This window comes from Pseudomonas sp. R4-84, from assembly GCF_054130985.1.
Genome location: NZ_CP096390.1, coordinates 5,261,323 through 5,284,555 on the forward strand (window position 1 = coordinate 5,261,323; position 23,233 = coordinate 5,284,555).

Genomic DNA, 23,233 nt, shown 5'->3' on the forward strand with positions numbered 1-23,233 from the left:
TAGGTAAAAAGCAAGCTAGAGGGACAAACCATGCTAAAAGGAATCGACAAGCTCCAGCGTCAACTTGCAGATGCACAAAAGGTACTTCAATCACTCGAAGGCGATCTTTGTACAGTGAATTTTAATCCGCACGATCCCGTGAGTATTGAAGGTGCGATTCAGCAGATATCAAATCTCATAGATGAGCGTGTGGGAACCTATACGTCAAATCCAATCATCAGTTCCCTGGCAGAGCAGATGAAAGAGCGATATAGGGAACAGATCATAGAACGAGCTGCCGCAGCGCGACTGTTAGAGGAAGAAAAGTAGTGGCCATCGACCTCTTTGCTCAGATCAACAATGCGGTTATAGATCTACAGAGCTCACAACATCAGACCTTTGAACAACCGCTGAAAAAATTGGCTCGTCTACTTCGCGATCCGGCGCTTGACGCTAGTAACAGTGCATTGACATCTGGGCTAGATCTCGACGCATTCTTGGACGCGAGCGAACGGTCTGGCGGCGGCATGGGGAATCATAAACTTGCTTGGCCAGAATCAGATGACGACAAGCAACGGCTAGGTCTCACCCTACTGCTAATCGAAAAACTCGCTGACGATCCAGGATACGCCATTAATTTCGGTCACCACTACTTTAGCTCAGGCAGTAGAAAGCTTATTTCAGGCATCCATGGGTTTACTGGACAGATAATCGCCCCATTCGTGCGGGATTATAAAGTCTATGTCGAATCTCAGGGCGAGGTTAAACCGCAGTTGAAAATATCAAAATCCAATAAAGTATTTATTGTTCACGGCCATGACGAGGCTGCATTACAAGGTCTCGCACGCTTCCTAGAAAAGCTCGGCTTAGAAGCGATTATCCTTAGGGAACAACCCGATCGAGGCCAGACGATTATTGAAAAATTTGAGCATTCAGCTGATGTAGGTTTCGCGGTGATATTGTTAACGCCCGATGATGTTGGTGGTTCAATAAAAGCTGATGTGAGCGATGCTCGCGCACGTCAAAATGTCATTTTTGAACTTGGATTCTTTGCCGGAAAACTTGGGCGCGGCCGTGTTTGTTTACTTCGCAAGGGGCAGGTTGAAATACCATCTGATTTGTTTGGTGTAATTTATACCGACATGGACTCGGCTGAAGCCTGGAAGATGAAACTAGTACGAGAGCTGAAAGCGGCTCAGTTGGATTTTGACGCCACCAAGTTCTGGTAGCCAAATACCCCTTACCGACTCCTAAGTTATAAGCAGGGAGCGCTACCGGCCACCTAGACCGATAGCTCTCCAGACTATTTTAATCAGAGGCTATCAAAGTCGATATTTCCACTGTTTATAATGGACCGATAGACTTTTCACCTAGCTGAATCAACTTGAATTTAACGCCCTCGGTAGACTCTTTAAAGACTGGCTCGGAATCATCAAATGATGCTGCAACAATACTTTGCAAACCTGTTGAGGAAGAAAGCATTTGCAGAAGAGCATGCTGGCTCTTAGTGGCCATCGAGTGCTGTCCAGGTTCATCAAATAAAATGAAACCGGGGTGATTGGCTATGATCGTTGGATGTGCCGAGGTTTGATGGATAGCTATCAGGTACGCCCAAATCAATCGTACAAAATCACTTGCACTGGAGTCTGCCGCCATGCTGCTCTGATTTTTATTACTTCTATACTGATGGACAGCCTTGTCGGACTCCGAGTTTTTTTCTCTAATAACCCGCAACTCTATACGTGACAAGAATGGTAGCAGGCTATCAAAATCCAGCTCAATATCTCCTACAGGAGCACTGTGATAGTCAAAGGTTCCAACATTTGCTCTGAACATTTTCCCAAACAAGTTTAGAGTCGCAGTATCCTGCTCCGAGTAATGTTCTTTAGGTAAAAACAAACGCTGGTCTTGGTTATTCTTTAGCCGAAGAGATAAAGAACCAAAACGTTTTTTTAACTCATCAAACTTCCTATCGAAGTCATTAATTTTTTCGATTTCAGACTCAAGATGCATCTGTTTTCTCAACAGAGTTCGAGTGCCGGCGGTTCCACTCGTCACATCAGAGCGCAATGCTGCCAATATTGATCTAGATTTCGCAATCCGTTGACGTATACCTTCCCCTTCTTCTTCGAGATTTTTAATAGTCAACCTTATCCCTTGCTGTTGACGCTCTAACATTTTCAATTGGCTATCAAGATAGTCGATATTTGTTTCAATACTCATTTTAGAGGTGAGTACGCCACCGCCGGTCAGAGAGTCGTCTACATACTGAAAACAAGTGGGGCACTGTTCTTTGGCTATATAGAGCCCCTGCTCCGCCCCAAACTTTTGCAATTTCAAAGTGGACTTATTTCTAAGCAACTCCTCACTCGCCTGTTCAGCTAACTGTTTATTGGTAGCTAAGGATGAGCGATGGATAGCTAAGGTGCTCACGCTAATTTCATAAAGTCCTACTAGCCTATTGAGCTCTGCGCTATTTACATCTATTGCCGATACAACCTCTGGACTTACACCATCTTTAAGCTTATTCATTTCGAGCTCTTGCCTTTCATAATCAGCACGGAGCTGGCTTATGTAGTCGGAAAGAGAGAACTTAGTTTGTCCCAATCGTTTATAAACAGCTATATTATCCGAATCAAGTGCCGAAGTTACTCGTAACGGCACCCCTTGAATGTCTATCCCCTCACCAGCTGCTCTTGATTCGCGAAGCAGCTCTTTATATGAGTCATTCCAAGCATTATCTATCTCAACTGACTCATAATTAAGCTCACTTCGTTTCGCATCAGCCTCAAATACATTCAGACCTAACAAGAACTCGACTACCTTCACCCTCACATCGCGAATTCCATAGTGCGGTATGTTTGCAATATAGTCAGTCCAGCCCCTTTTTTGTTCAACCGCGAGAGCGGCAAAAATCGCTTGGAGATATAACTTAACCTGTTTACCCGAAGAATTTTGAACTTGCGGCAGATTAAAACCTAAAAACTTCTCCAGAAAACTATGAAAGCCCTCTTCATAAACTGCACTTCCACCATCGTGAAGATATTTAAAAGATGATTGCAACGGCAACTCTCCAGTGAGAAAAGCCCCTTCCAACACCTCCACTAACTTAGCATTTCGTGCCTGATCCGTAATAGCACGACGAAACGTTCGAACATCCCCTAGCTTATTTTCAACCTCTAAATAAACCTCTGACTGTGTTATTGGTATTTTCTTGTCGTCATATTCAAAGTAGTCTTTAACTGCATAAGGCAGTGATGACTGATTTCTACCACCAATCAGTTCCTCCATGCCAAGTGAATACAGGATACTGTTAAATACGGTACTCTTCCCAGATGAATTTGATCCTTTTATAATTGTCAGCGCGCGATCAAACTCAAGAAAAAAACCAAAATCACCTTCTTGAGTAGCAATCTTAAGCTTTAATGCCCTAATAATCATAAGGCATCCCATCCCTTCGCCACTGAATCAACCATTTTTTCTGAAATCCCTTTTCCAATTATTCTTAAGGACGTTTTTTCTGGAGATAAAAGATCTTTATCTTTGAGCAAAAAACTCAAAAAATCTTGTCCCTTAGCAGATATTTCCACCCCGGTCGACAAAGCAGTAACTAGTTGATCCTCTACAGCAAATTTCAAAGCTATTGCCAAAGCAGGATCGAATCCCCAAACAGGTAAAGTTAACACTCCTCTACGAGAAGCTTCTTTTAGACTAGCCAACCTTCTTTCTGACTTCAATGCCCAGTTAAACAAATGTAGTTTAAGCAGACTACATTTTTCCGCGCGACCGCAGAGATGTAACACAAGGAGTATCTGCGAAATTTTATATAACGTCCTATGCTCAGCAAGTACAGGCATTGGGCGCTGCGTGAACTTTAATTTCATCATGATCATTTACTCAAAATCTAATTCACAAGCGGCGAGCCAACGTGCAACTGTGTGCCTAGTTATTTCGCTCGCGAGAGTATGATCTACACCAGGCCGCAACTCAGAGACGATCCTTTCTGCCAACTTGTCGGTAACTTTTTCGATAAGTGACTCAGCGGTACCCGACCAAGTAAATGCCCACTCCTTTACATCCTGTTCAAAAACAGACAACAACCTTACAAGTCTAAAATAAATTGTGGGAGAAGCGGCATTTAAAGCGTTAAAATAATTATCATGTTCGAGAAACGTTTGCAGCGTAAAATTATATAATCGACCAATTAGCTTTTCTGATGGAGGATCCATTTTCTCAACTAGTCGAAGTGCAGACTTCCTTAAGAGGTGTTGCTCATACAGTTCAGGGGCAGAATCGAGTAGCGGTAGAGAAGTCACCTGATTTCCAAAGCTGATTGCTACTCCATTCAAACTGCGCTGCTCATTTATTTCACGAAGATAAAAATCCGCATCATGCAAATGTATTGTGAAATTAGGGTGCAATATATCGAGACCCCAGTCCCGCGCCTCGATCTCTTTAATTTTAGCGTGAGAAAGCAGGTTATGATGATTGATTTCAGGAGATACAAAGCACCACTCTTTTATCTGCGCTCCTCCTAGACGACCTTTGAGCTCAAGCTGAAACTTCTTCAGCTTGTTCACATCATCAGTGATTTTTCTTTTTTGCTTATCTAGCAATACCTGTTGAGTATAAATCCTATCAGGACAGTAGCACTGGAATGCACGTCCGGTATTTATTGTATAGCCTTCTATACCGAAGTCTCCTGGCGAAGCTGGCATCTCCTGATAGCCATCAATGCCATGCTTACTCTTGAAAACTAACTGACATAAGTTCTCCCATGTATCACCATTGAATGGGCCCAATTTTGTAATGAACATCAGATGGCTATCCCTTCCGCTTTAGATATATACCATTACGATCACAAGTCCATAAAATGGCTAATGGCCATATCAATTCTAGTGCAATTTACATTTTTTTGCTATTTTTTTCTATATGCTAAAAAACCTGCGTTTATAAAATGCTGATCGATACACCCCCTAAATAACTAAGGTTTCATTCACTAACCACTATTCCCTAAACAAAAACTTTTCCACTCACTAAAATAGCCATCATTACAGAAGGGTATTTTTAGAGGTAGTGACTATAAGCTTTTGAAAAAAACCTCGTATTTTCATACCATTAAGATGGTATTCGACTCCTGGTGCCGCACCATACAAAACAAAGCCCCCGCAGAAATGCGGGGGCTTTGTTGTTTCTGGGTGTCCATTCCTGAAAAATCTGTGGGAGCAAGCTTGCTCGCGATGAGGCCAACAACTCACCGACAACTCAACCACCTAATCGCTCAGCCGCTTTCCGATAAACCTGATCTCGTTCACGTTTCTCGACGGCCACGACAAACACCACGACCTCATGATCAATCACCTGATAAACCAGCCGATAACCGCTGCTCCGCAGCTTAATCTTGTAGCAATCAGGAAAGGCATGCAGTCGGTTTGCTTCGATGCGCGGATTGGCCAGGATCGTCGTGAGCTTCTTTTTGAGCTGCTCACGGACGGTATTCCCTAGCTTTTGCCATTCCTTTAGCGCCCGTGCATCGAATTCGAGGTTATAGGTCATCTAGCGAAACCTTAACCCGCTGCGGGGCTGCGAGTCGCTCGCGCACCGTTGCGATCAGGGCTTCATCGTCCTCGGTCATCAGGACGGGCTTGAACGGCAACTGGCCGCGCTCCGCTACGTATTGCAGAGCTTGGCGCATCAGCTCAGAAGGGGTGACGCCGAGCTTTTCCAGCTCGCGGTATGCACGCGCCTTGAGGTCGTCGTCGATACGAACGTTGATGGAAGCCATGAGATAGCCCTCGCTGTAATGACGTTAGTCTTTACAGTGAAGGAAAAGCTTGAGGCCGGCAAGCCCCAGAACTCATTCATCTCCAATCCAGGGTTACAAATACTTTTATCGGGACGTTGGCGACCTTTTCCAGCAACCTAAAATGGCTGCCAAATACCCGCCAAGCCTAAGTTGACCTGGTCAGCATGCTCAAATCGTGCGGGTTTTTCTATGCGCTAAAACTATGGGATGTTTTCGGCAGATCCGCACATACAAAACGAGGATCTGCTGCAGTCTCGCTTTATCACGTTGCCAGCCACCCGCCGCCAGTTGGCGCTTGGAGGTGCGCAATGACCCATCCCAAAGACCTCAAAACCCCCAGGCCTAACCCCTTTCTCCTACCACTCCGACCGCCCGCTATTCCGCGTCAACAGCGGCATCCCCATTGACGAAGCCCTATCCCACGCTTCCGACCTGCTCCACGTCGCCAGAGTCCTCGCCGAGGAAGCGGCGATGATTCGCTGCACGGATCGGTATGCCTGGGCTTCGTATTATTTGCAGGATATGAGCAAGGCCGTCATTGATTACGTGGTGAAGGTGCTGGAGGCGCCGGGGAGTCATCCGGCTTAAGGGTAGCGGGCCAATGCTGCTCGCTGGATGGGGCAGCATTGGCTTGAGCGGATAAAGAGGGGCTGCTTTGCAGCCCAGCGGGAGCAAGCTCCCTCGCCACGGGTTTGAGTCAAACCAACCGAGCGCCGCCATCGATGTTCAGCGTGGCACCGTTCATGAACGTGTTAGTCATCAAGAAAAGCGTAGCCGCGCCTGCTTCAGCGGCAGTGCCCACGCGATGCAGCGGCAGCACCTGCTCCCATGCGCGAACGTACGCATCGCGCCCCTCACCCAAGGCTTTGCTGAAGATAGGCGTATCGATCGGGCCTGGAGACAGCGTGTTGACGCGGACGGGCGCCAGTTCCAGGGCCAGGCCGCGGGCCAGTGCTTCCATTGCGGCCGAAGCGGCAGCGATCACCGCGGTGCCATGGGCATTGGGCCGGTCGGCCAGGCAGCCGGAAATAAAGGTGATGGAGCCATCCTTGGACAAGCGATCCCCGAGCGCGCGGATCGCATGGATAGAGGCCCACATGCGCTCTTCGAACGCCTGGCGCAGGTAGTCGATTTCTGCGTCCAGCACTTTGCCCGCCACGAAGGTGCCGGCGAACAGAACCAGATGATCCACCTGCGGGATATCGGCCAAGGCGGCCTGGATGGCTTCGCTTTGGGTGACATCGGCGGCGCGCCAGCCGGCGAGGCCGTGTTCCAGGGCGGCTTGCTCGGCGCGCTTGGCGTTGGAGGCAATCACGATGACGGATGCGCCGGCGGCCTTGGCTTGAATCGCGGCGGCGAGACCGATGCCGGAGGTGCCGCCGAATATCACTACGGTGCGATCCTGCAGTTGGGCGGGCAATGGTTGGGTAAATGAATGGCTCATGGTCTATCCCCTTGAACACCTGGATGGCGTCGGTGGGGCAAAGACTAGAGATTCCCGCCAACGTTGATAATTAGGGCGTGAGTCGCTTTACTAATGCCATGAAGGAACAAATAGGGTTGGACCGCCTGACCGGTCTCATTGCCTTTGCCCGCGCCGCCTCTTTGGGCAGCTATACCGCTGCGGCGCGCGATTTGTCGGTGTCGCCGTCGGCCATCAGCAAAAGCGTGCAACGGCTCGAGCAGCATTTCGGGTTGAGTCTGTTCAGCCGCACCACCCGCTCGCTGACCCTGACTGTCGAAGGCCGGGACCTGTACGAACGGGCGCTGCGGATCCTGCGTGAAGTGGAAGAAATCGAACAGGCCGCCGTGGCCTCGCGAGCAGAGCCTTCCGGCACGTTGAAAGTGACTGCGCCACCGCCTATTGGATTGAACATCTTGGCACCGGCGATCCCCAGGTTTCGCGAACGCTACCCCAAGCTCGCCATTGACCTGCGCCTGGGGGATCAGTTTGCCGATATCGTCGAGCAAGGCATCGATGTGGCCGTGCGCGTCGGCAACCTCGCCGACTCACGGCTTATCTCCCGCACGCTGGGCCCACATCGAATTTGTGCCTTTGCCTCACCCGCCTACCTGGCCAAACGCGGCACGCCGTTGGAGCTGAGCGACCTGGCCGACCACGACTGCGTGAATTTTCGTTACCAAAGTTCGGGCCAAGCGTTGCGCTGGCCGTTCAGCGTGGGAGATCGATTGGTGGAGATCGCACCCGACACATCTATCGTCATCGACGCCAGCGATGCGGTGGCTGCGGTGCTCGCCGCTGGCGGTGGCATCGGCATCTCACCCACTTATGTTGCCGCACCCTATGTCGCCCGGGGAGAACTGACGCCATTGTTTCCACAATTTGCGGTCGACCGTTCCTCCATTACCGCTTTGTGGCCGGAGAGCCGTCGGGGAAGCCCGAACGTCAAGGCGTTCGTGGGTTTTCTGAACGAACTGTTTCCTACCCCTACGCCATGGGACGAGATCGTCGCGAAGGGCTCCCTGACCTTTTCCTGAAATGTCTGCTTCCGGCTCACTGCGGGAAAGAAGGACGGCTTCGCAGCCCAATGGGAGCAAGCTCTTTCACCACCGGCTCATCCAATCATTTCTCCCGCCGATAGCTTCAGGTATGAGCCGTCCCAAGACTCTGCTGGCGCTTGACTACACTTGCCCAGACATCTCGCTCCAGGAGCAGTTAGCGATGAAGATCCGCACCAAAGTCATAGGCTCGGGGTTGGTCAGTCTTTCCTTTGCGTTGCTGCTCGGCGGGATCGGATTGTGGGGCTATCACTCCATGACCGAGGCCCTGGTGCAGAACGAGACCAGTATTTCGGCCATGCGCAAGCACATGGAGGCGGACATGATGCACGACGCCATTCGTGCCGATGTGTTGGCCGCTCTGTTGGTGACGCCAGGGGATGCAAAGGGCGCGAAGGAGGTGCTGGAGGGGTTCGATGAGCATACGCAGCGGATGCGCAAGGTTATCGCCGAGAATGCCGAGGCGAAGTTGCCAGGGGATGTCTCCAGGGCAATTGGCGAACTCAAACCGCAAGTCGAAACATACATCGATAAAGCCAAGCAGATCATCGGCAAGGCGCTGGGCGGCGCCCTGGATGCCCACGCGCTGCGGGCAGAATTCGACGGCGCATTCTCAGCATTGGAAGAACGCAACGAGGCGGTCAGCGAACTGATCGAAAACCAGGCGCAATCATCCCGCGAACATCAGGATAAGAGTATCCAAACCTCGGAGCGCTGGCTGTTCGTGACTTTGCTGGCGACCTGTGTCGCCCTGGCGCTGTTGTCCTGGAGCCTGCTCCGGGCCGTGCTCACCCCACTGAACAAGATCATCCTCAATACCCAGGCGATATCCCAAGGCGATCTGCAGCGTTCGATGGGAACACAAAGCCAGGATGAGCTCGGTCAGCTGCAGGGTGTGATCGAACAGATGCAGATCAACCTGCGGCAGATGATCGCCACCATTCGCGGTCAGAGCGATGAGTTGCACGGCACATCACGGAATCTGGGCGATACGGCTCGGCAGATTGTCTCCAGTGCCGACCAGCAGGCCCAGAGCGCCACCAGCATGGCGGCGAGCATGGAGCAAATGATGGCGAACATAAGCCAGATCCATCAGCACGCCGACAGTGCGCGGACCATTTCGGCGCAGTCAGAACAACTGGCGAGCAGCGGTGGGCAGGTGATCCTTGGCGTGGTGGAAGGGATGAATCGGATCGCCGAAGTGGTCGCCCAGTCGTCCAGCAAAATCACCGCGCTGGATGCATCGTCCGAGGACATCCATTCCATTATCCAGGTGATCAAGAGCATCGCCGAACAGACCAATCTGCTGGCCCTCAACGCAGCCATCGAGGCCGCTCGCGCCGGCGAGGCGGGCCGCGGCTTTGCGGTGGTGGCCGACGAGGTACGCAACCTGGCGGCGCGCACGACGCAATCCACCCAGGAAATCACCGCGATGATCGAGCGCATCCAATCAAGCGCACGAGATGCGGTGGCGAACATGCAGGCCTGTGTCAGTCGAGTGGACGAAGGCGTGAACCTGGCGCAGCAGGCCGGGGTTTCCATCAGTGAAATCCGCACAGGCGCCCGGCATGCCGCCGAAGTGGTGGAGGAAATTTCCCAGACCATCGCCGAGCAATCAAAAGCCAGCGATGAGATGGCCCAACGGGTGGAGTCGATCGCCGAGCAGTCTAGGGAAAACACCCGATCGATCCACGATTTGACGAAAACGGCAGATCATTTGAACGATGCCGCAGGCTCGATGCAGGCTTCGGTGCAGCAGTTCAAGATATGATCTATCACACCTGATTTACCTCAAACACAAACGATATTTCCCGTTTCTGGGCGCTCCAGACATAACGAATATGCTTGCCCTGCACCGGAATCGACACCGCCGGCGGCCGGAACGCGGCGACGCATTCGTGACCAGGCAGGCGGACGCTGTTATACAAAAGCCCCCAGGACAAAGTTGCGCGCAACTCCCGGGCAAATACCTGGGACGGTCCATAGGCCGTGGGGTCTGGATTGTGCAGATGCGGATAATCGTGGCGAATGTCGTGCAGGGGTCTGACGACTTGGTTGACATAGGTACGCATGGTCAATTCCAGGTCCGGCTCGTTGGTCGCCCCCAAGAACCGAGCCTGGTGGTAACACGTCTCGGCAATGGCCGCTTCCTGGCTGCTGGCAGCGTAATAGACGCCAAACGTGCCATCGCTGAAACGGCTGCTTTTGCCGATATGGGTAAATGCCGCCATCACGGGTGACGAACCAGGACCCGAAACGCGGTCCTCAGGACGAACCCTGGAGAGCACGCCGGCTTCTTCCATGAGCCGATCATTGGTCAAAGCTTCTAACGCATAGGCGGTGGCGAGGTCTTGCGGATCGAGCACATCTTCAAACAGGGTGATCGGCGGGAAACTGCTATTGACGATCCGATAGGCCCGTTTCCATTGCGGTTCCGCCAGAGGCGGCGCCATCAACCGCGTACTCCGTCGAGGTACCGCCGCACATCGGCAATATCCACCACCCGCCCGGCCAACATGTACGACAGCGCTGACTGACCGTTGAACGGCGCGGCAGCATTGGGGCTGCTGACCCATTGATACACACGGTCGCGGCTGTTGCTGAAAATGATGCTCAGGGCTTTATGGATACCCATCAGGTATGAAATGCGCTCAAGGGTGTCTCGCGGCAGCCTGACGTTTTCGGGTAACTGCTTGTACTTGTAAAAGGTCGTGTTTCCTACTTTTCCCAACAAGGTGCGCTGCTGCTCGACGCTGCAGCCCCACAACTCCATCAGATTGAAGAAAAACTTCAAAGCGACTCGACCCGCATCCGGGGAGTCCAATTGTTGCTGGGTACTCAAGGTAATCGAAGAGGTCGCCATGAGGTCTGGCTCCTTTGCTACAGGTTGATCTCTGAAGATTAGTACATATGCGTACAAAAATTAAATTTTAATTCAAAAACGTACAACAGCGACTGTAATAAAGTCAGCTTCTCTACATGATGCGTCCCGTATTCCGGGTTAATTGAATTGGCCTACACGCCGCCCCAGCAAAAATCCAGAATCGCGCATAAGCTCCAATCATCGCCTGCCAGCGCTTTTCGCCACAAAACCGCGACAAGCGTGACAAGGTGCTTGATGATAGCCAGCATCGCACCGCCAGACCCGGCCAGGTGCCCAACAATAGCGAGCCCACTTAAGCAGAGGGCATTACCTCATGGATAGCAGAACCTTACGCAATCTCATGCGCATCATGCAGACCGGCTCGTTGTCGGCCGCCGCGGAACAGTCGTGCCTTACGGTGCAGGCATTGGCAGCGCAATTGAACAAGGTTGAGGAACAGTTCGGGTTCCGGTTGTTTCGTCGCTCGAACAAAGGCCTGACATTGACGACCCAAGGCTCTGAGTTGACGCCTTTCATGGATCAGGTTTTGGCGGCCACTCGGCAACTCGAAGAAAAGGTCGCGGCGCTCAAGGCCCCCAGGCAACGGAGCCTTAAAGTGGCGCTCAACACGACGCTTACGCCCGATTTCAATCGACGCATGATCGATCGCCTGATCGCGGTTTTTCCTGAATACCAGCTGGAGTTCAGTTATGCCGAGTCGATGGAGAACCTGAGCAAGCTGAAGAACGAGCATTTCGACCTGGCGATCCTGATCGGCCAACAAAGCGGTTTCACCAGTATCCCGATGCCGGATGTGCAAGTGCAGGTGGTCGGGGCCCATTGCGGTAACCATGATGACTCCCTTGGCTTGCTCGTCGACAAATTCCAGGTGCGCCCTGCGCAGGAATGCCCGTATTCCCACAGCTTCTTGCGTTTTCTCGACGCGGGTCTCGGCGAATACGGACCCAGCCAGAGGATGGTGTATTCCTGCAGCGAAACGCTGACCTTGTCGCTGATCACCCAGCTCGACGGCCTGGGGCTTGTCTCCAGGGACGCGGCGATGCGCAATGGCTTGGCCATCTTCCCGGATTTCGAAGACTTCCTGGAAGTGCGCCTGGCGGTTAACAATCCCGAGCTTTGCGACCAGGCGCTGCACGATGTGGTAGACCTGACGCTACAGGAACGAACCGAGCGCGATATACGACGCCGTGCCCACCGCCACACTGAGAAACAGGTTGCGGCTGAAATACGCACATAGCAGTGTCGGAATCGCAGCATAGAACTCAGGGCGGTCGATCTGTATCTGTTGATCCTTGATCAACAACGGAGTCAGGCTGATGGCGGCGACAATCGCTACCGGCAAGTATTCCAGCGCGCGGGCGACGAAGGGTGGCCAGTTATCCGTATTGACCTGCAATGGCAAGGCCCGCGGCAGGAAGGTCACGGCCATCATCAACACAACGACAAGGATCAGGAACGTTTGGTCAGGCATACGCCCACCCCGCAGCCAACAAACGTGGCGATGAATACGTTGAACGGTGAATTGCCCACCAGGCTGAGCACGCCCATGCAGACGACCGCCGCCAGAGCCGCAATCAGTTTGTTGCGCGTATTGCACAGCGAAACCAGGACGTAGAGCATCATGGCTGTCAGGGCGTAATCGAGCTGATATTTGATCAGGTGCGCTGCATATTGCGCGCAGATGGCCCCCAACAAGCCGCCCAATACCCAGGACGCATGGCAAAAAAGGTTGAAGCCAATCAGGTAGCGCAAGCTGACCGGGGCCCCGCTACCCAGCTTGACGCTGTGGAAGGCGAACGACTCGTCCGTAAGCCCCGCCGCGTAGCACCAGCGCTCGAACCGACTGAGCCCCAACGCCCGTAATGCCTTGGCCATATAGACGGACATGAGCATGTGGCGCGCATTGATCAGGAACGTGGTGAGCACGATCGTGGTCAACGACGCACCGCTGGAAATCAGCGCCAGCGCAGCGAACTGCGACGCGCCTGCGTAGACGAACAGGCACATCGCAACTGGCAGCCACAATGGCAGCCCAGCATTCACCGCCATCAGGCCGAACACAAACGAAACCGTGAAATAACCCGCAACTACCGGACTGGCTTCAGCGAAGGTTCGCGAGGCTTGTGGTTCGACCACCAGCGGCTGGCTGGAAGTCTTGTTCATAAATCCCTCTCGAAAGTGATTTCACCCTGGGGCTCGCAGAACCCCTGGGCGGCCCAGAAGCGCTTGCCAGCCAGGTTGGCATCGTCGACGAACAGAAACATGCGCAGTACACCCACGCGTTTCATATCCGCCGATGCCGCTTCCACCAGACGCTGGCCCAGGCCTTGGGTACGATGCCTCGGGCTGACCGCCAGGTGATTGATAGTGCCTCGAGTGCCCAGCATGCCGCCAATGACCGCGCCGACGACTTCACCCATCGCATCGAACGCCATGTAGGCGGTGGTGGTTTCCTGCAACAACACACCGCGCAGGAACCGCGCATCCTGCCACTCGCAGAATGACACCTCGGCAAAACCCCGGAAAAACTGCTCTAGTCGCTCCGCGTCCCTGACCATGGCTCGGCGCAACAGGACTTGCTGCACCGAATCGTCCATCGGTTCGAGCTGCTCAGCGAACAATGTCAAAAGCGGTCCCGGGCCGCGAGAAGGAGATCGCCAGAATCTGCCTGAACGCCATTTCATGGCTGTGGATATTGCGCGCCGGGGTCACATAATGGCGCATGTCCCGATCGAGGAAGAATGTCGTATCGAGGATATCCTCGTAAGTGGTTGCCGCCAGTTGTTCTTCCTGAGGGCTGTAGAGACGGCTTTCTGCACCGGACACGTTATTTCGGCCCCAGAAATGGACGCCGCTGAACGGATAGCCGTCGCAATGGATGCCTTCCGGGGTGATTTCCAATTGCTTGCCCGGCTTGATCTCGATGCGGATCTGATGGATCTGGCATTGCCAGATTTCGTCATGCAATTCCTGGGGCAATACGTTTTTGTACACGTCGAAGTCTGTGTCGATCAGGCTGCGCATCACCGGAGAATTGATCACTTCGTTGGAGAAATCCTGGAAGTGCCGCTCCAATCCGCCCACGTAGCTGTTGTTGGCCTTGGACTGGACATAGGCTCGGTGTTCGAGCTGCTTGAGTTCACGAGTCGTGGGGTTGTATTCGAAATCGCTGTAGCGGCGAAAACGCATGCCTGACTCGGCCTGGCCGTAATAGCTGTCGGGCTCCATATTTTCCCAGCTTTTGGTCAGCCGGACAAAATCGCCGAAATGACCGTAGAGATTGAAGTCTCCACCGCGGACGTTGACGTATTTGTCACGTCTTAGCGCTTCGCCCACTTCCCTGTTCAAAACGATCATTTTTCATAGGTCTCCACTACATTGAGCGGACTAATCTATTAGGTGCAGGATTTGCGTCCATGAAAAAGTATTTGAAGCATTTCAAGCGATGTTTGAAACGGTGCAAAAAGTTTCATTAGTACGACTTTACGTTGGGAAAATTGCATCGCAGAACCCTCATTCCGGGGAAAGACCGCCCACAGCTTTCGACGCCACGAGGGTGCGCAAGTCATGGCACAACAGTGCGCAATCAATTAGGCATCTTTTGCTCGTCATTCTCGACTTCCGCTCCTCCAAGCCATTGAAAATCCGTCGTAAACACCGAACCACGCGGCACTCGCCGAACCTGGCTTGATCCTTGATTGCTGCGCCTCATCCCCGGGTGAAGCCCGGCCCCATACCCTTGGCAAGGAGAGCCGGATGACGACCCTGGCGTTCAAGACCCTCGACCCCATCGCCTGGCTGGCCCAACAGCCCCTGCGGGAAAACGAACACCTTTACCTGATCATTAGCGCGGCGAGCGATACGGACGCCCTGGGGACCTATCGCCTGAGCGGCCCTAGCCATCCGCTCCTGCCTATCTGGAGCGAAACGCCCTATTGCACCTGGCATGCGGTGATGCCCTACGTCACGAAACTCGCCCCCGAGTCAACGTTCCTGCCATGGATTACCGAAACCGACGCCCTCGATTGGGGCTGGCTTGCTGTCTCCCGTTGTGAACCGGAGGAGGTGCTGGCGCATCTGCGCAGCCTGACGCAAGTGAAAATGCCGAAAGGTCGCGAGGTGTTTTTCCGGTTTTGGGATGGACGTTTCATCTATCCGATCCTTGAAGGCCTGGGAGACGACGCCCAAGCCTTGCTACCGGTGTTCGAACGATATTTGATCAATGGCAAACCGCTGGAAGCAAGCCCGAGGAAGGTGCCGATGGTCCAGGATTGGCCATGGTGGGAAGTACCGCAAGGGTTACTCGATGCTTTAGCCGAGCAGGACCAGTCTGCGCCGATTGACAATCTGATGCAGTGGCTCGAAGAAGAACATCCTGATATCCATTGCGCATGGCCCAGGAGTGTTCTCAAGCGCAAGGTGGGGTATTTTTCAAAGCTCATGGGCGCTGAAGCCAATCCACAGCAAACCCTGCTTGATGTCCTGCGCCTTGAACAGAAAACGGTCTTGGAATAAAGGTAGGCACTTAGAAAAACCCGATCCAAAGATCGGGTTTTTCATCAAACGCGGGCGATGCAGTCAACGATCAAAAGACATTGATCGGATAATCCACGAACACCCGCAGTTCATTACCGCTGACGTTGTACTCACTGGACTTCTGCGACACGCGCAGGAACGAGCTGCGCAACCGCACGCTCAAGTCTTTGGCCGGTCCGCCCTGAACCACGTACTTGAACTGGTTGAAGATCTCGCGCTCGGTACCGCCTTCGCTGGTGGAGGTGGTGATGTTATCGCCACGCACATAGGCCACGTTATAAGTCAGGCCCGGTACACCGAAGGTGGTGAAATCCAGGCCATAGCCCAATTGCCAGCTGCGCTCGTCTTCGGCGTTGAAGTCCGACCAGTACGAGTTGGCCAGGTAGATGGTATTGCCGCCATCACCGACACGGTTCTGGTCACGCTGGTAGCCACCGTAGGCGTAGCCGAGGTTGCTGTCGCCGGTGCTGCGCTGATGGGCGAGCGTGAAGCTGTGCGGGCCGGTGGCGAAGGTCGCCGCCAGGCTCCAGATCTTATTGTCGTCCCCGGTGACGTTGTTTTCGCGAACGTAGCTGTTGTCCAGCTTGGTGCGATAACCGTTGAAGTCCAGCGTCAAGGACTGATCCTTGGCCAATGGGAACACGTAGTTGGCATTCACGTATTGCTTCTTCAAGACGTCTTCGACATCCGAGGCGTAGAGCGAAGCCTTGAACTGCTCGGTGAACTGATAGCTGCCGCCCAACACGTTGATCGACTTCAGACCACCACTGTCACGACCTTCGGCGCTCTTGCGCGACTCGGCAGTGAAGCGGCCTGCGTTCAGTTCAAGGCCTTTGATTTCCTTGGAGGTGATCAGCGTGCCGGTGTAGCTTTCCGGCAGCAGGCGCGAGTTGTCATAGTTCAACACCGGCAGGGCCGGCATCTGGTCACCGTAGGCCAGCACCGTGTTGGAAACCCGGAACTTCACCGCGGCACCGAACTTGGACAGGTCGTCGGCGGCGTTGCCACTGTCACCCTTCTTAAAGAAGTCGATGCCTTGCGCACCGGTGCGCCCCTTGCCGCCGTCCAGGCGCAGTGCGTACAGGCCGAAGGCGTCCACGCCTACGCCCACGGTGCCTTGGGTGAAGCCGGACGAGAACGTACCGATGGCCGCTTGGCCCCATTCGGCCTTGTCTCGGTTGCCGTCCTTGTAGTCGCGACTGATGTAGGCGTTGCGCAACAGCACTTTCAGGCTGCTGTCTTCAACGAACCCCTTGGATTCAGCCTGGTCGTTGGCCATGGCTTGTGTGCTGCTCAATATCCCCAGTGCTATCAAAGTAAAGCGCTTGTTCAACATGATTATTTTCCTTGTACGGGTTGATTCGCACTGCAACCGGCAACCGGAATGGCGCTTTAGCGCTCTTTATTCGGACTCTTGCTCCTGGAAATAATAAAAAGGCCCGCCCACGAATCATCGTGTCGGGCCTTTTTATTATTTAAGAGTCATGGCTGTTAGCCACAGGCGTGGGCGAATCCTAGTCGCGCCCGGAAGCCTGTGTCAATTTCGTGAATCTTCTGAAATCAGGCAAAAAATTTCCGGAAACGGATTCAAGTAAGCATGCAGTCCAAGGGAATGTCGGGTTGGTTGAGACGCCACCATGGTGAGCAAGCCGTTTACATGAGCGGGTAAACAGTCGCTCATAAAAAAAGCGCTGCCCTCGCGGTCAGCGCTTTTTATCAATCCGTTGAATTCTATCCTTGCATCACATCCCACAACGCTTCCAGCTCCGCCTCGCTGAACAGGCCAGCGGGATAGCGTTCCATGATCATCCGGCGCGGATCAGGTTCCCTGATCTGACGCGTTCCGTTGGATTTCAACCACTGCGCCACGGCTTGAAGCGACTCACCATTTACAGCCAAAGGATGGCATGTGCGCTCGCTAATCATGTTCATTCCAGCGCCCTCCTGGTTGATGAGCGGCCAATCTATCCGAGGTTTATGACAAAACAACGCAGCTCCACTGCCCCAGAACTGCCGAAATAACGATACAAGAGCTATGCCAATGTCATCGCGCTGGTAGCCCGCCAGACACAAAAAAGCCCGCGCCCCAATCAGGACGCGGGCTTGCCGGGATGGATCCAAAAACACCGGCATAGAGCCGCTGCGATGAGTGTCACCCGGCTGTTACATCGCCACTCATTTTATGCGCGGCGCTGGCTGCTGTTGGGTAAGGCAATGGATGTTTCCGCCTCCCAGTAACAGTTCCCGACCCGGCACCATGACCACTTCATGCTCCGGAAACAGGCTTTGCAGCAGGTCCTTGGCCGGACCGTCCAGCGGGTCATCGAAACTCGGGGCAATGATGCCGCCGTTGACGATCAGGAAGTTCACGTAGGAACCGGCCAGGCGCACAGTCGGATTGCGCTCCTGGGATCCTTCCACCGCATCAACGCCCGAGCATTCTTCGTCGGTGGCGTACAACGGCCCGGGGATCGGCATTTTATGCACTGTGAACGGGCGCCCCTTGGCGTCGGTGCTGTTTCGCAGCACCTCCATCGCCCCATGGCAGCGGGCATGATTGGGGTCCTGCGGATCGTCGGTCCAGGCGAGCAGCACTTCACCAGGGCGCACATAGCAGCAAAAGTTATCCACGTGGCCATCGGTTTCATCATTGAAAAGGCCGTCCGGCAGCCAGATGATCTTGTCTACCGCCAACTGGGCGCTGAGCACCGCCTCGATGTCCTCGCGGCTCATGTGCGGGTTGCGATTGCGGTTGAGCAGGCATTCTTCGGTGGTGATCAACGTGCCTTCGCCATCGACGTGGATCGAACCGCCTTCGAGTACAAAACCTTCGGTGCGATAGCGCGGGCTGCGCTCGATTTCGAGAATCTTGCCGGCCACTTGTGAATCGCGATTCCACGGCGAGTACAGCCCACCGTCGAACCCGCCCCAGGCGTTGAAATCCCAATCGACGCCGCGAACTTCGCCGTTGTCATTGACGACGAATGTCGGGCCGGTATCCCGGACCCAGGCGTCATCGCTGGACATTTCCACCAAACGAATATTCGGCACATCGAGGCGCGCCCGGGCGTTTTCATACTGGGCAGCGGACACCGCAACGGTCACCGGCTCGAAACGGGCGATGGCCTTGGCGACCGCGACATGGGCAGCCTGCGCCGGCTTGCCGCCCAGGCGCCAGTTGTCCGGGCGCTCGGGCCAGATCATCCAGACCTGAGTCTGGGTTGCCCATTCAGCGGGCATGTGGAAACCGTCCGCGCGCGGAGTGCTGTGCAAAGTTGTCATCAATCAGGACTCCAGTGAGCCGTCGAGGGTTTTGATCGCGCCGTACAGGTTCGGCCGTCGATCACGGAAAGTGCCCCAGGCACTGCGAATGTGTTCCAGCTCGTCAAGGTCGAAGCTATGCACCAGCACGCCTTCTTCGGTTTCGTCCAATTCCTGGACCTTCTCGCCAAACTGATCGGCAATGAACGACGAGCCGTAGAACGTGATGTCGTAGCCATCCTGCTCTTCGTTGCCGATGCGATTGCTGGCCACCAGCGGCATCAGGTTGGCGCCAGCATGACCCTGTTGCACGCGTTGCCAGTGATCGCGCGACGAGATGGTCTTGTCGTGCGGCTCGCTGCCGATAGCGGTCGGATACAGCAGGATCTCCGCGCCTTGCAGCGCCATGCTGCGGGCGCATTCCGGGAACCACTGATCCCAGCAAATGCCTACGCCAATCTTTGCGTAGCGGGTATTCCATACTTTGAAACCGGTGTCGCCAGGATTGAAATAATACTTTTCATGATAGCCAGGACCGTCCGGGATATGGCTCTTGCGGTAGACGCCCAGGTTCCGTCCATCGGCATCAATGATGGCAATACTGTTGAAGCGCGCCCGGCCGGCCAGTTCAAAAAAACTGATAGGCAACACGACCTGCAGCTCCTCGGCAAGTTTCTGGAAGTGCTTGATGGCGATGTTCTCATCGACCGGCGTTGCCAACTGCAGGTAATCCGGGTTCGGCTTCTGGCAGAAGTAGGGCGTCTCGAACAGTTCCTGGAGGAGGATAACCTGCGCGCCTTGGGCAGCGGCCTGGCGAACGAGCTTTTCGGCGGTCTCGATATTGGCTTCAAGATCCCAGGAACAGGCCATTTGAGTAGCGGCTACGGTAACGATACGGCTCATGAATCATCTCCTGGGCGATGGACAGAGCCGCCTTTATAGCCGATAAAAATCGACTTTAAAATAGAATCAGGCCATTTTTCCTTGAAGCTATGCTTCTAGAGCCGACAAAAATCGATAAATAACCGTCGGAAAAACTTGTGGGAGCGAGCTTGCTCGCGATAGCGGTAGACCAGTCAAACAATTATCGGCCTGGAACCGTCATCGCGAGCAAGCTCGCTCCCACAGGGGAACAGCGTGGCGTTTCAGATTGGCTACAACCCCTCCTCCAACACCTTCGCCAGCATATCGACGAAGAAATCCACGCTTTGACGCGTGGTGACCATCGGCGGCTTGATCTTGAGAATGTTGAGGTAATCACCGGTCGGCTGCATGAAGATACCCAGCTCGCGCAAACGATCGCACAGCGCCGTGGTTTCTTCAGTGGCCGGTTCGAGGGTGTCGCGGTTGCGGATCAATTCCACCCCCAGGTAAAACCCCGAACCATGCACCGCTCCGACCAGCGGATACCGGTCGATCAACGCCTCCAGGCGGGCCTTGAAATGTCCTCCGACCACCCTGGCGTTTTCCCATAGCTTTTCTTCTTCCATGACATCCAGCACGGCCATGCCGATCTGGCAACTGACCGGACTGCCGCCTGCGGAAGAGAAGAAATACCCCTCGGCTTCCAGCGCCTCAGCGATCTCCCGGCGGGTGATCACTGCCCCCAGTGGCTGTCCGTTGCCCATGCCCTTGGCCATGGTGATGATATCCGGCACCACACCTTGCTCTTCGAAGCCCCAGAAAAACTCGCCCATGCGCCCGTAGCCAACCTGCACCTCGTCGGCGATGCAGACACCGCCACGCTCGCGCACCATGGCATACACCTGCTTCAGGTAGCCTGGCGGCAATGCGATGCCGCCGGCGTTTCCATACACAGGCTCGCAAATGAAGCCGGCGAGCTGGCGTTTCTGCTCGGCGATTTTCGCCAGGTTGTGCTCGACGCTGCGCACGTAGTCTGGCGCACTGTCGACCCCGCCGAATTCACCGCGATAAGTGTTCGGCGCTGTCACCGGGTGCACCCAGTCTGGACGGCTGCTGAGGGCCTGGGGATTGTCGGCGATGGAGGTCGAGACCGCGTCCGCCGCCACCGACCATCCGTGATAGGCCTCCAGCACGCTGAGCATGTCGCGCCCGCCGCTGTAGGCCCAGGCCAGGCGGATCGCCAGGTCATTGGCCTCGGTGCCGCTGTTGACCAGAAACACCCGGTCCATGTTCGACGGTGCCAGCGCCAGCAGGCGCTCGGAAAACTCGGCGATCGCCGCATAGTGAAAGCGCGAGTTGGTATTGAGCAGCGACCACTGCCGGGCCGCAACCGCCGCCATGCGCGGATGGCCGTGCCCCAACACCGCGACGTTGTTGAGCATGTCCAGATAGGAGCGGCCCTGCATGTCGATCAGGTGATTGCGCCAGCCGCGCTCGATGCGTGGCGGGTCGACGTAGTAGTGTTTTTGCGACCGGGCGAAACTCGCATCGCGACGGGCCAGGAGCGCCTCGGGGTCGATTTCCGGCTCAGCATCGCAAGCCAGCCCCAGCAACGCCGCGGGCGAGGGGCAAAGCGCCTGCCAAGCCGGCGCCCTCGACGGCGCACAGAACAGCGGCGGCGCCAGATGTTCACCTCGGCACAGTTGGACCCGCAAAGGGCCAGCCACTTCGCCAAGTGCCTGGCCTTTGGTCAACGAGGCCCCGGAACGCAGCGACGAAGACACGCCCCACACATGCAAGCTCAGTTGCGGGCCGTCGAGCCGCAGCAAGCCATTGGCATCCTTGTGCACAACCCCGGCGAAGGGCGACGCCAACGGCGTACCGTGGGGCACATGCAATTCCACGTGCAATGGAAAGGTATCGGGCTCGACGGCGCTGTCCGGACGGGTGCGTGAAAGCCGATATTGCCCGTAGCGGCTGGCCGCCAATCCATGCACCGCAGCCGCTTCGCTCAGCAGGCGCTGGTCGATTCCCGCCTGCTCCCAATTGCCGGCCTCGAAATGCGGGCTCAGGACGCCAAGGTCGATCAGGGCGAAATCTCGCCCGACCAACGTCGGCAACAACGGCGCCAAACCCTCATTGGCGAAAGGCGGCAGGCTGTGGCCGGCGGCGGTGAGAATCGCAGCCTCCATCAACTCGAGCGGCACTGAATGGGCAACATCGAAGATCTCCCATTCATGTTGAAGATTGTCACGGGAGTATTCATTGCCCGGATCGATAGCCACTTGTTGCTCGCCGCTGAGCACCAGCACCGCGGCGCGGGCGACAATCAACGGCCAAAGCGCCATGAGTTCTTCGCGTTGCAACGGATTGACGCGGTGGTAGGCGCGGATCGCCGGCAGGATGAAAAACGGGTCCCCATCGGCGTGATGCAGCAGGGCCGCGCAGGTTACCGACAGATCGGTGATACGCCAGGTGCGGATCAGGTCACCGAAATCGATGACGCCTTGCAGTTGCCATTGGCGCTGGGCGTCCCGCTGCCAGACCACGTTGTCATCGGTGATGTCCATGTGGATCGCTTGCACCGGCAGGCTTTCCTTGAGTGGTTGCAAGCGCCGTTCGGCCTGTTGCGCCGCCTCGGCGATCAATCGGCGTCGTTGTTCATCCTTGATGACGGGCAGCAAATGATCGATCAAGGCCGGCGCATGACGCGCGTCCCACTGCAATGTGCGATCCAGGCCGGGATGATCGAACGCAGCGAGGGCCACGTCCATCTCGGCACACACGCGCCCCAGCCCCGTCACCAGGTCGCGGGAAAGATGCTTGAGCTGGGTCAGGGACTGGCCCTCGATGTACTCCAGCAACCGCACGTGAACGGTTTGCCCGTCGACCTCAAGCGTCAACAGGTCCTCGCCATTGCTGGCCGCCATGACCGCAGGCACCTTTACCGCGCCATGCCCGGCCAGCGCCTTGAGCGCGGCATGCTGGGCCTGGAGCTCCTGGACCGCATAGTTGCCGTGGCAAATCTTCAATACGAACCGCCCGCGGTCGCTGTCGACGCGGTAATTGAGATCCTGATGGCTGCCGAGGGGTCGCAGGTCACCGCTGAGTCCGTAATTCGAGCGCAGCAGCACCAACGCCTGTTCGGCGCTGATCTGTGGGCTTGGCAAACTGGCACGGTGAACCAACGTAGCGAGCGGCATACAACGACCCCTGAGTGGTTTTGTTTTGGATGCTTATCTCGCCATTGAGTCGGAGGATTAGCAACCCCCACTTCTTATTAAGTAGTGAGCCTGCTTCCCTTGGCCCGTTCCCAAGGGAGATTCGCTTGCACGCTCCTCGTCATGCCGACAAGCTATGCTCCATCGCTGTATCGTCTTATC

The 23,233-nt window shown here is 55.0% G+C and carries 23 protein-coding genes and 1 pseudogene; 7 read left to right on the top strand and 17 right to left on the bottom strand.

What is annotated here, in order from left to right; all coding sequences use genetic code 11:
* Nucleotides 1-30: 30 nt before the first annotated feature.
* Entirely contained in the window at nucleotides 31-309 is a 279-nt protein-coding gene (locus tag M1D68_RS23800; RefSeq protein WP_457968591.1) for a hypothetical protein, read from the top strand.
* Nucleotides 309-1,208 carry a TIR domain-containing protein gene (locus M1D68_RS23805; protein WP_457968593.1) on the top strand — a complete coding sequence of 300 codons (900 nt, stop codon included), beginning with the start codon at nucleotides 309-311 and terminating at the stop codon, nucleotides 1,206-1,208. The genes M1D68_RS23800 and M1D68_RS23805 overlap by 1 nt, the downstream gene beginning before the upstream one ends.
* Nucleotides 1,209-1,323: 115 nt before the next feature.
* On the opposite strand, the gene M1D68_RS23810 is transcribed toward M1D68_RS23805, so the two are convergent.
* The 5 genes from M1D68_RS23810 to M1D68_RS23830 all read right to left on the bottom strand — a co-directional run bounded on the left by M1D68_RS23810 (nucleotide 1,324) and on the right by M1D68_RS23830 (nucleotide 5,764).
* Entirely contained in the window at nucleotides 1,324-3,420 is a 2,097-nt protein-coding gene (locus M1D68_RS23810) for a hypothetical protein (protein ID WP_457968595.1), read from the bottom strand.
* On the bottom strand, nucleotides 3,417-3,866 hold the full coding sequence (locus M1D68_RS23815; protein WP_457968597.1) for a hypothetical protein: 450 nt from the start codon (nucleotides 3,864-3,866) through the stop codon (nucleotides 3,417-3,419). Before M1D68_RS23815 ends, M1D68_RS23810 begins: the two co-directional genes overlap by 4 nt.
* Nucleotides 3,867-3,872: 6 nt before the next feature.
* Nucleotides 3,873-4,796: a hypothetical protein gene (locus tag M1D68_RS23820; protein WP_457968599.1), complete on the bottom strand. Its 924-nt coding sequence runs from the start codon at nucleotides 4,794-4,796 to the stop codon at nucleotides 3,873-3,875.
* A gap of 448 nt (nucleotides 4,797-5,244) precedes the next feature.
* The gene (locus M1D68_RS23825) at nucleotides 5,245-5,535 is read right to left on the bottom strand and encodes a type II toxin-antitoxin system RelE family toxin (protein WP_434561156.1); all 291 of its coding nucleotides are present in this window, start codon (nucleotides 5,533-5,535) and stop codon (nucleotides 5,245-5,247) included.
* Nucleotides 5,525-5,764 (bottom strand): type II toxin-antitoxin system RelB/DinJ family antitoxin, encoded by a 240-nt coding sequence (locus tag M1D68_RS23830; RefSeq protein WP_027911784.1) that lies wholly within the window; start codon nucleotides 5,762-5,764, stop codon nucleotides 5,525-5,527. The genes M1D68_RS23825 and M1D68_RS23830 overlap by 11 nt, the downstream gene beginning before the upstream one ends.
* A 329-nt stretch (nucleotides 5,765-6,093) precedes the next feature.
* Between M1D68_RS23830 and M1D68_RS23835 the strand changes: the two are divergent.
* Nucleotides 6,094-6,373, top strand: a pseudogene (locus M1D68_RS23835) (DUF3077 domain-containing protein).
* Between the two features lie 109 nt (nucleotides 6,374-6,482).
* On the opposite strand, the gene M1D68_RS23840 reads toward M1D68_RS23835, so the two are convergent.
* Entirely contained in the window at nucleotides 6,483-7,229 is a 747-nt protein-coding gene (locus M1D68_RS23840; RefSeq protein WP_457968601.1) for an SDR family oxidoreductase, read from the bottom strand.
* 98 nt (nucleotides 7,230-7,327) lie between these two features.
* Here M1D68_RS23840 and M1D68_RS23845 point away from each other — a divergent pair, with 98 nt between their 5' ends.
* On the top strand, nucleotides 7,328-8,284 hold the full coding sequence (locus M1D68_RS23845; protein WP_457970793.1) for a LysR family transcriptional regulator: 957 nt from the start codon (nucleotides 7,328-7,330) through the stop codon (nucleotides 8,282-8,284).
* A 184-nt stretch (nucleotides 8,285-8,468) separates the two neighbouring features.
* Nucleotides 8,469-10,076, top strand: a complete 1,608-nt coding sequence (locus tag M1D68_RS23850) for a methyl-accepting chemotaxis protein (protein ID WP_434608319.1) — start codon at nucleotides 8,469-8,471, stop codon at nucleotides 10,074-10,076.
* Nucleotides 10,077-10,080: 4 nt separating this feature from the next.
* Here the strand turns inward: M1D68_RS23850 and M1D68_RS23855 are convergent, their stop codons facing one another.
* The gene (locus tag M1D68_RS23855) at nucleotides 10,081-10,758 is read right to left on the bottom strand and encodes an RES family NAD+ phosphorylase (protein ID WP_457968603.1); all 678 of its coding nucleotides are present in this window, start codon (nucleotides 10,756-10,758) and stop codon (nucleotides 10,081-10,083) included.
* Nucleotides 10,758-11,168 (bottom strand): MbcA/ParS/Xre antitoxin family protein, encoded by a 411-nt coding sequence (locus M1D68_RS23860; RefSeq protein ID WP_434561166.1) that lies wholly within the window; start codon nucleotides 11,166-11,168, stop codon nucleotides 10,758-10,760. The genes M1D68_RS23855 and M1D68_RS23860 overlap by 1 nt, the downstream gene beginning before the upstream one ends.
* A 334-nt stretch (nucleotides 11,169-11,502) precedes the next feature.
* On the opposite strand from M1D68_RS23860, the gene M1D68_RS23865 reads away from it, so the two are divergent.
* Nucleotides 11,503-12,426, top strand: coding sequence for a LysR family transcriptional regulator (locus M1D68_RS23865; protein WP_434675742.1), 924 nt, complete (start codon nucleotides 11,503-11,505; stop codon nucleotides 12,424-12,426).
* Here M1D68_RS23865 and M1D68_RS23870 read toward each other — a convergent pair.
* The 4 genes from M1D68_RS23870 to M1D68_RS23885 are packed head-to-tail and all read right to left on the bottom strand — an operon-like array spanning nucleotide 12,343 to nucleotide 14,546.
* Entirely contained in the window at nucleotides 12,343-12,660 is a 318-nt protein-coding gene (locus M1D68_RS23870; protein ID WP_434649266.1) for an AzlD domain-containing protein, read from the bottom strand. The two genes, M1D68_RS23865 and M1D68_RS23870, sit on opposite strands and share 84 nt — an antisense overlap.
* Nucleotides 12,639-13,352: an AzlC family ABC transporter permease gene (locus M1D68_RS23875; RefSeq protein ID WP_420766403.1), complete on the bottom strand. Its 714-nt coding sequence runs from the start codon at nucleotides 13,350-13,352 to the stop codon at nucleotides 12,639-12,641. The genes M1D68_RS23870 and M1D68_RS23875 overlap by 22 nt, the downstream gene beginning before the upstream one ends.
* The gene (locus tag M1D68_RS23880) at nucleotides 13,349-13,786 is read right to left on the bottom strand and encodes a GNAT family N-acetyltransferase (RefSeq protein ID WP_420766507.1); all 438 of its coding nucleotides are present in this window, start codon (nucleotides 13,784-13,786) and stop codon (nucleotides 13,349-13,351) included. Before M1D68_RS23880 ends, M1D68_RS23875 begins: the two co-directional genes overlap by 4 nt.
* Nucleotides 13,787-13,799: 13 nt before the next feature.
* A complete protein-coding gene (locus tag M1D68_RS23885) occupies nucleotides 13,800-14,546 on the bottom strand; it encodes a 2OG-Fe dioxygenase family protein (protein WP_420766404.1) in 747 nt (248 codons plus the stop codon).
* A gap of 399 nt (nucleotides 14,547-14,945) precedes the next feature.
* Here M1D68_RS23885 and M1D68_RS23890 point away from each other — a divergent pair, with 399 nt between their 5' ends.
* Nucleotides 14,946-15,704 carry a DUF4123 domain-containing protein gene (locus tag M1D68_RS23890; protein ID WP_457968607.1) on the top strand — a complete coding sequence of 253 codons (759 nt, stop codon included), beginning with the start codon at nucleotides 14,946-14,948 and terminating at the stop codon, nucleotides 15,702-15,704.
* A gap of 70 nt (nucleotides 15,705-15,774) precedes the next feature.
* On the opposite strand, the gene M1D68_RS23895 is transcribed toward M1D68_RS23890, so the two are convergent.
* The 5 genes from M1D68_RS23895 to M1D68_RS23915 form a co-directional block, all read right to left on the bottom strand.
* Nucleotides 15,775-17,061 (bottom strand): OprD family porin, encoded by a 1,287-nt coding sequence (locus M1D68_RS23895; RefSeq protein WP_434561172.1) that lies wholly within the window; start codon nucleotides 17,059-17,061, stop codon nucleotides 15,775-15,777.
* A 395-nt stretch (nucleotides 17,062-17,456) separates the two neighbouring features.
* Complete coding sequence (locus M1D68_RS23900; RefSeq protein ID WP_420766407.1) at nucleotides 17,457-17,657, bottom strand: hypothetical protein; 201 nt, start codon at nucleotides 17,655-17,657, stop codon at nucleotides 17,457-17,459.
* A gap of 243 nt (nucleotides 17,658-17,900) precedes the next feature.
* Complete coding sequence (gene aguA, locus M1D68_RS23905; RefSeq protein WP_457968609.1) at nucleotides 17,901-19,007, bottom strand: agmatine deiminase; 1,107 nt, start codon at nucleotides 19,005-19,007, stop codon at nucleotides 17,901-17,903.
* Nucleotides 19,008-19,010: 3 nt separating this feature from the next.
* Nucleotides 19,011-19,889 carry an N-carbamoylputrescine amidase gene (gene aguB, locus M1D68_RS23910; protein WP_420766409.1) on the bottom strand — a complete coding sequence of 293 codons (879 nt, stop codon included), beginning with the start codon at nucleotides 19,887-19,889 and terminating at the stop codon, nucleotides 19,011-19,013.
* 251 nt (nucleotides 19,890-20,140) lie between these two features.
* Nucleotides 20,141-23,053, bottom strand: a complete 2,913-nt coding sequence (locus M1D68_RS23915) for an aminotransferase (RefSeq protein WP_457968611.1) — start codon at nucleotides 23,051-23,053, stop codon at nucleotides 20,141-20,143.
* Nucleotides 23,054-23,233 lie beyond the last annotated feature (180 nt).

What these genes read in the sequence shown, in the direction of transcription:
- M1D68_RS23800 (WP_457968591.1), top strand. Translation starts at nt 31, where the DNA reads ATGCTAAAAGGAATCGACAAGCTCCAGCGTCAACTTGCAGATGCACAA.
- M1D68_RS23810 (WP_457968595.1), bottom strand. Translation starts at nt 3,420, where the DNA reads ATGATTATTAGGGCATTAAAGCTTAAGATTGCTACTCAAGAAGGTGAT.
- M1D68_RS23815 (WP_457968597.1), bottom strand. Translation starts at nt 3,866, where the DNA reads ATGATGAAATTAAAGTTCACGCAGCGCCCAATGCCTGTACTTGCTGAG.
- M1D68_RS23820 (WP_457968599.1), bottom strand. Translation starts at nt 4,796, where the DNA reads ATGTTCATTACAAAATTGGGCCCATTCAATGGTGATACATGGGAGAAC.
- M1D68_RS23825 (WP_434561156.1), bottom strand. Translation starts at nt 5,535, where the DNA reads ATGACCTATAACCTCGAATTCGATGCACGGGCGCTAAAGGAATGGCAA.
- M1D68_RS23830 (WP_027911784.1), bottom strand. Translation starts at nt 5,764, where the DNA reads ATGGCTTCCATCAACGTTCGTATCGACGACGACCTCAAGGCGCGTGCA.
- M1D68_RS23840 (WP_457968601.1), bottom strand. Translation starts at nt 7,229, where the DNA reads ATGAGCCATTCATTTACCCAACCATTGCCCGCCCAACTGCAGGATCGC.
- M1D68_RS23845 (WP_457970793.1), top strand. Translation starts at nt 7,328, where the DNA reads ATGAAGGAACAAATAGGGTTGGACCGCCTGACCGGTCTCATTGCCTTT.
- M1D68_RS23850 (WP_434608319.1), top strand. Translation starts at nt 8,469, where the DNA reads ATGAAGATCCGCACCAAAGTCATAGGCTCGGGGTTGGTCAGTCTTTCC.
- M1D68_RS23855 (WP_457968603.1), bottom strand. Translation starts at nt 10,758, where the DNA reads ATGGCGCCGCCTCTGGCGGAACCGCAATGGAAACGGGCCTATCGGATC.
- M1D68_RS23860 (WP_434561166.1), bottom strand. Translation starts at nt 11,168, where the DNA reads ATGGCGACCTCTTCGATTACCTTGAGTACCCAGCAACAATTGGACTCC.
- M1D68_RS23865 (WP_434675742.1), top strand. Translation starts at nt 11,503, where the DNA reads ATGGATAGCAGAACCTTACGCAATCTCATGCGCATCATGCAGACCGGC.
- M1D68_RS23870 (WP_434649266.1), bottom strand. Translation starts at nt 12,660, where the DNA reads ATGCCTGACCAAACGTTCCTGATCCTTGTCGTTGTGTTGATGATGGCC.
- M1D68_RS23875 (WP_420766403.1), bottom strand. Translation starts at nt 13,352, where the DNA reads ATGAACAAGACTTCCAGCCAGCCGCTGGTGGTCGAACCACAAGCCTCG.
- M1D68_RS23880 (WP_420766507.1), bottom strand. Translation starts at nt 13,786, where the DNA reads ATGGACGATTCGGTGCAGCAAGTCCTGTTGCGCCGAGCCATGGTCAGG.
- M1D68_RS23885 (WP_420766404.1), bottom strand. Translation starts at nt 14,546, where the DNA reads ATGATCGTTTTGAACAGGGAAGTGGGCGAAGCGCTAAGACGTGACAAA.
- M1D68_RS23890 (WP_457968607.1), top strand. Translation starts at nt 14,946, where the DNA reads ATGACGACCCTGGCGTTCAAGACCCTCGACCCCATCGCCTGGCTGGCC.
- M1D68_RS23895 (WP_434561172.1), bottom strand. Translation starts at nt 17,061, where the DNA reads ATGTTGAACAAGCGCTTTACTTTGATAGCACTGGGGATATTGAGCAGC.
- M1D68_RS23900 (WP_420766407.1), bottom strand. Translation starts at nt 17,657, where the DNA reads ATGAACATGATTAGCGAGCGCACATGCCATCCTTTGGCTGTAAATGGT.
- aguA (WP_457968609.1), bottom strand. Translation starts at nt 19,007, where the DNA reads ATGACAACTTTGCACAGCACTCCGCGCGCGGACGGTTTCCACATGCCC.
- aguB (WP_420766409.1), bottom strand. Translation starts at nt 19,889, where the DNA reads ATGAGCCGTATCGTTACCGTAGCCGCTACTCAAATGGCCTGTTCCTGG.
- M1D68_RS23915 (WP_457968611.1), bottom strand. Translation starts at nt 23,053, where the DNA reads ATGCCGCTCGCTACGTTGGTTCACCGTGCCAGTTTGCCAAGCCCACAG.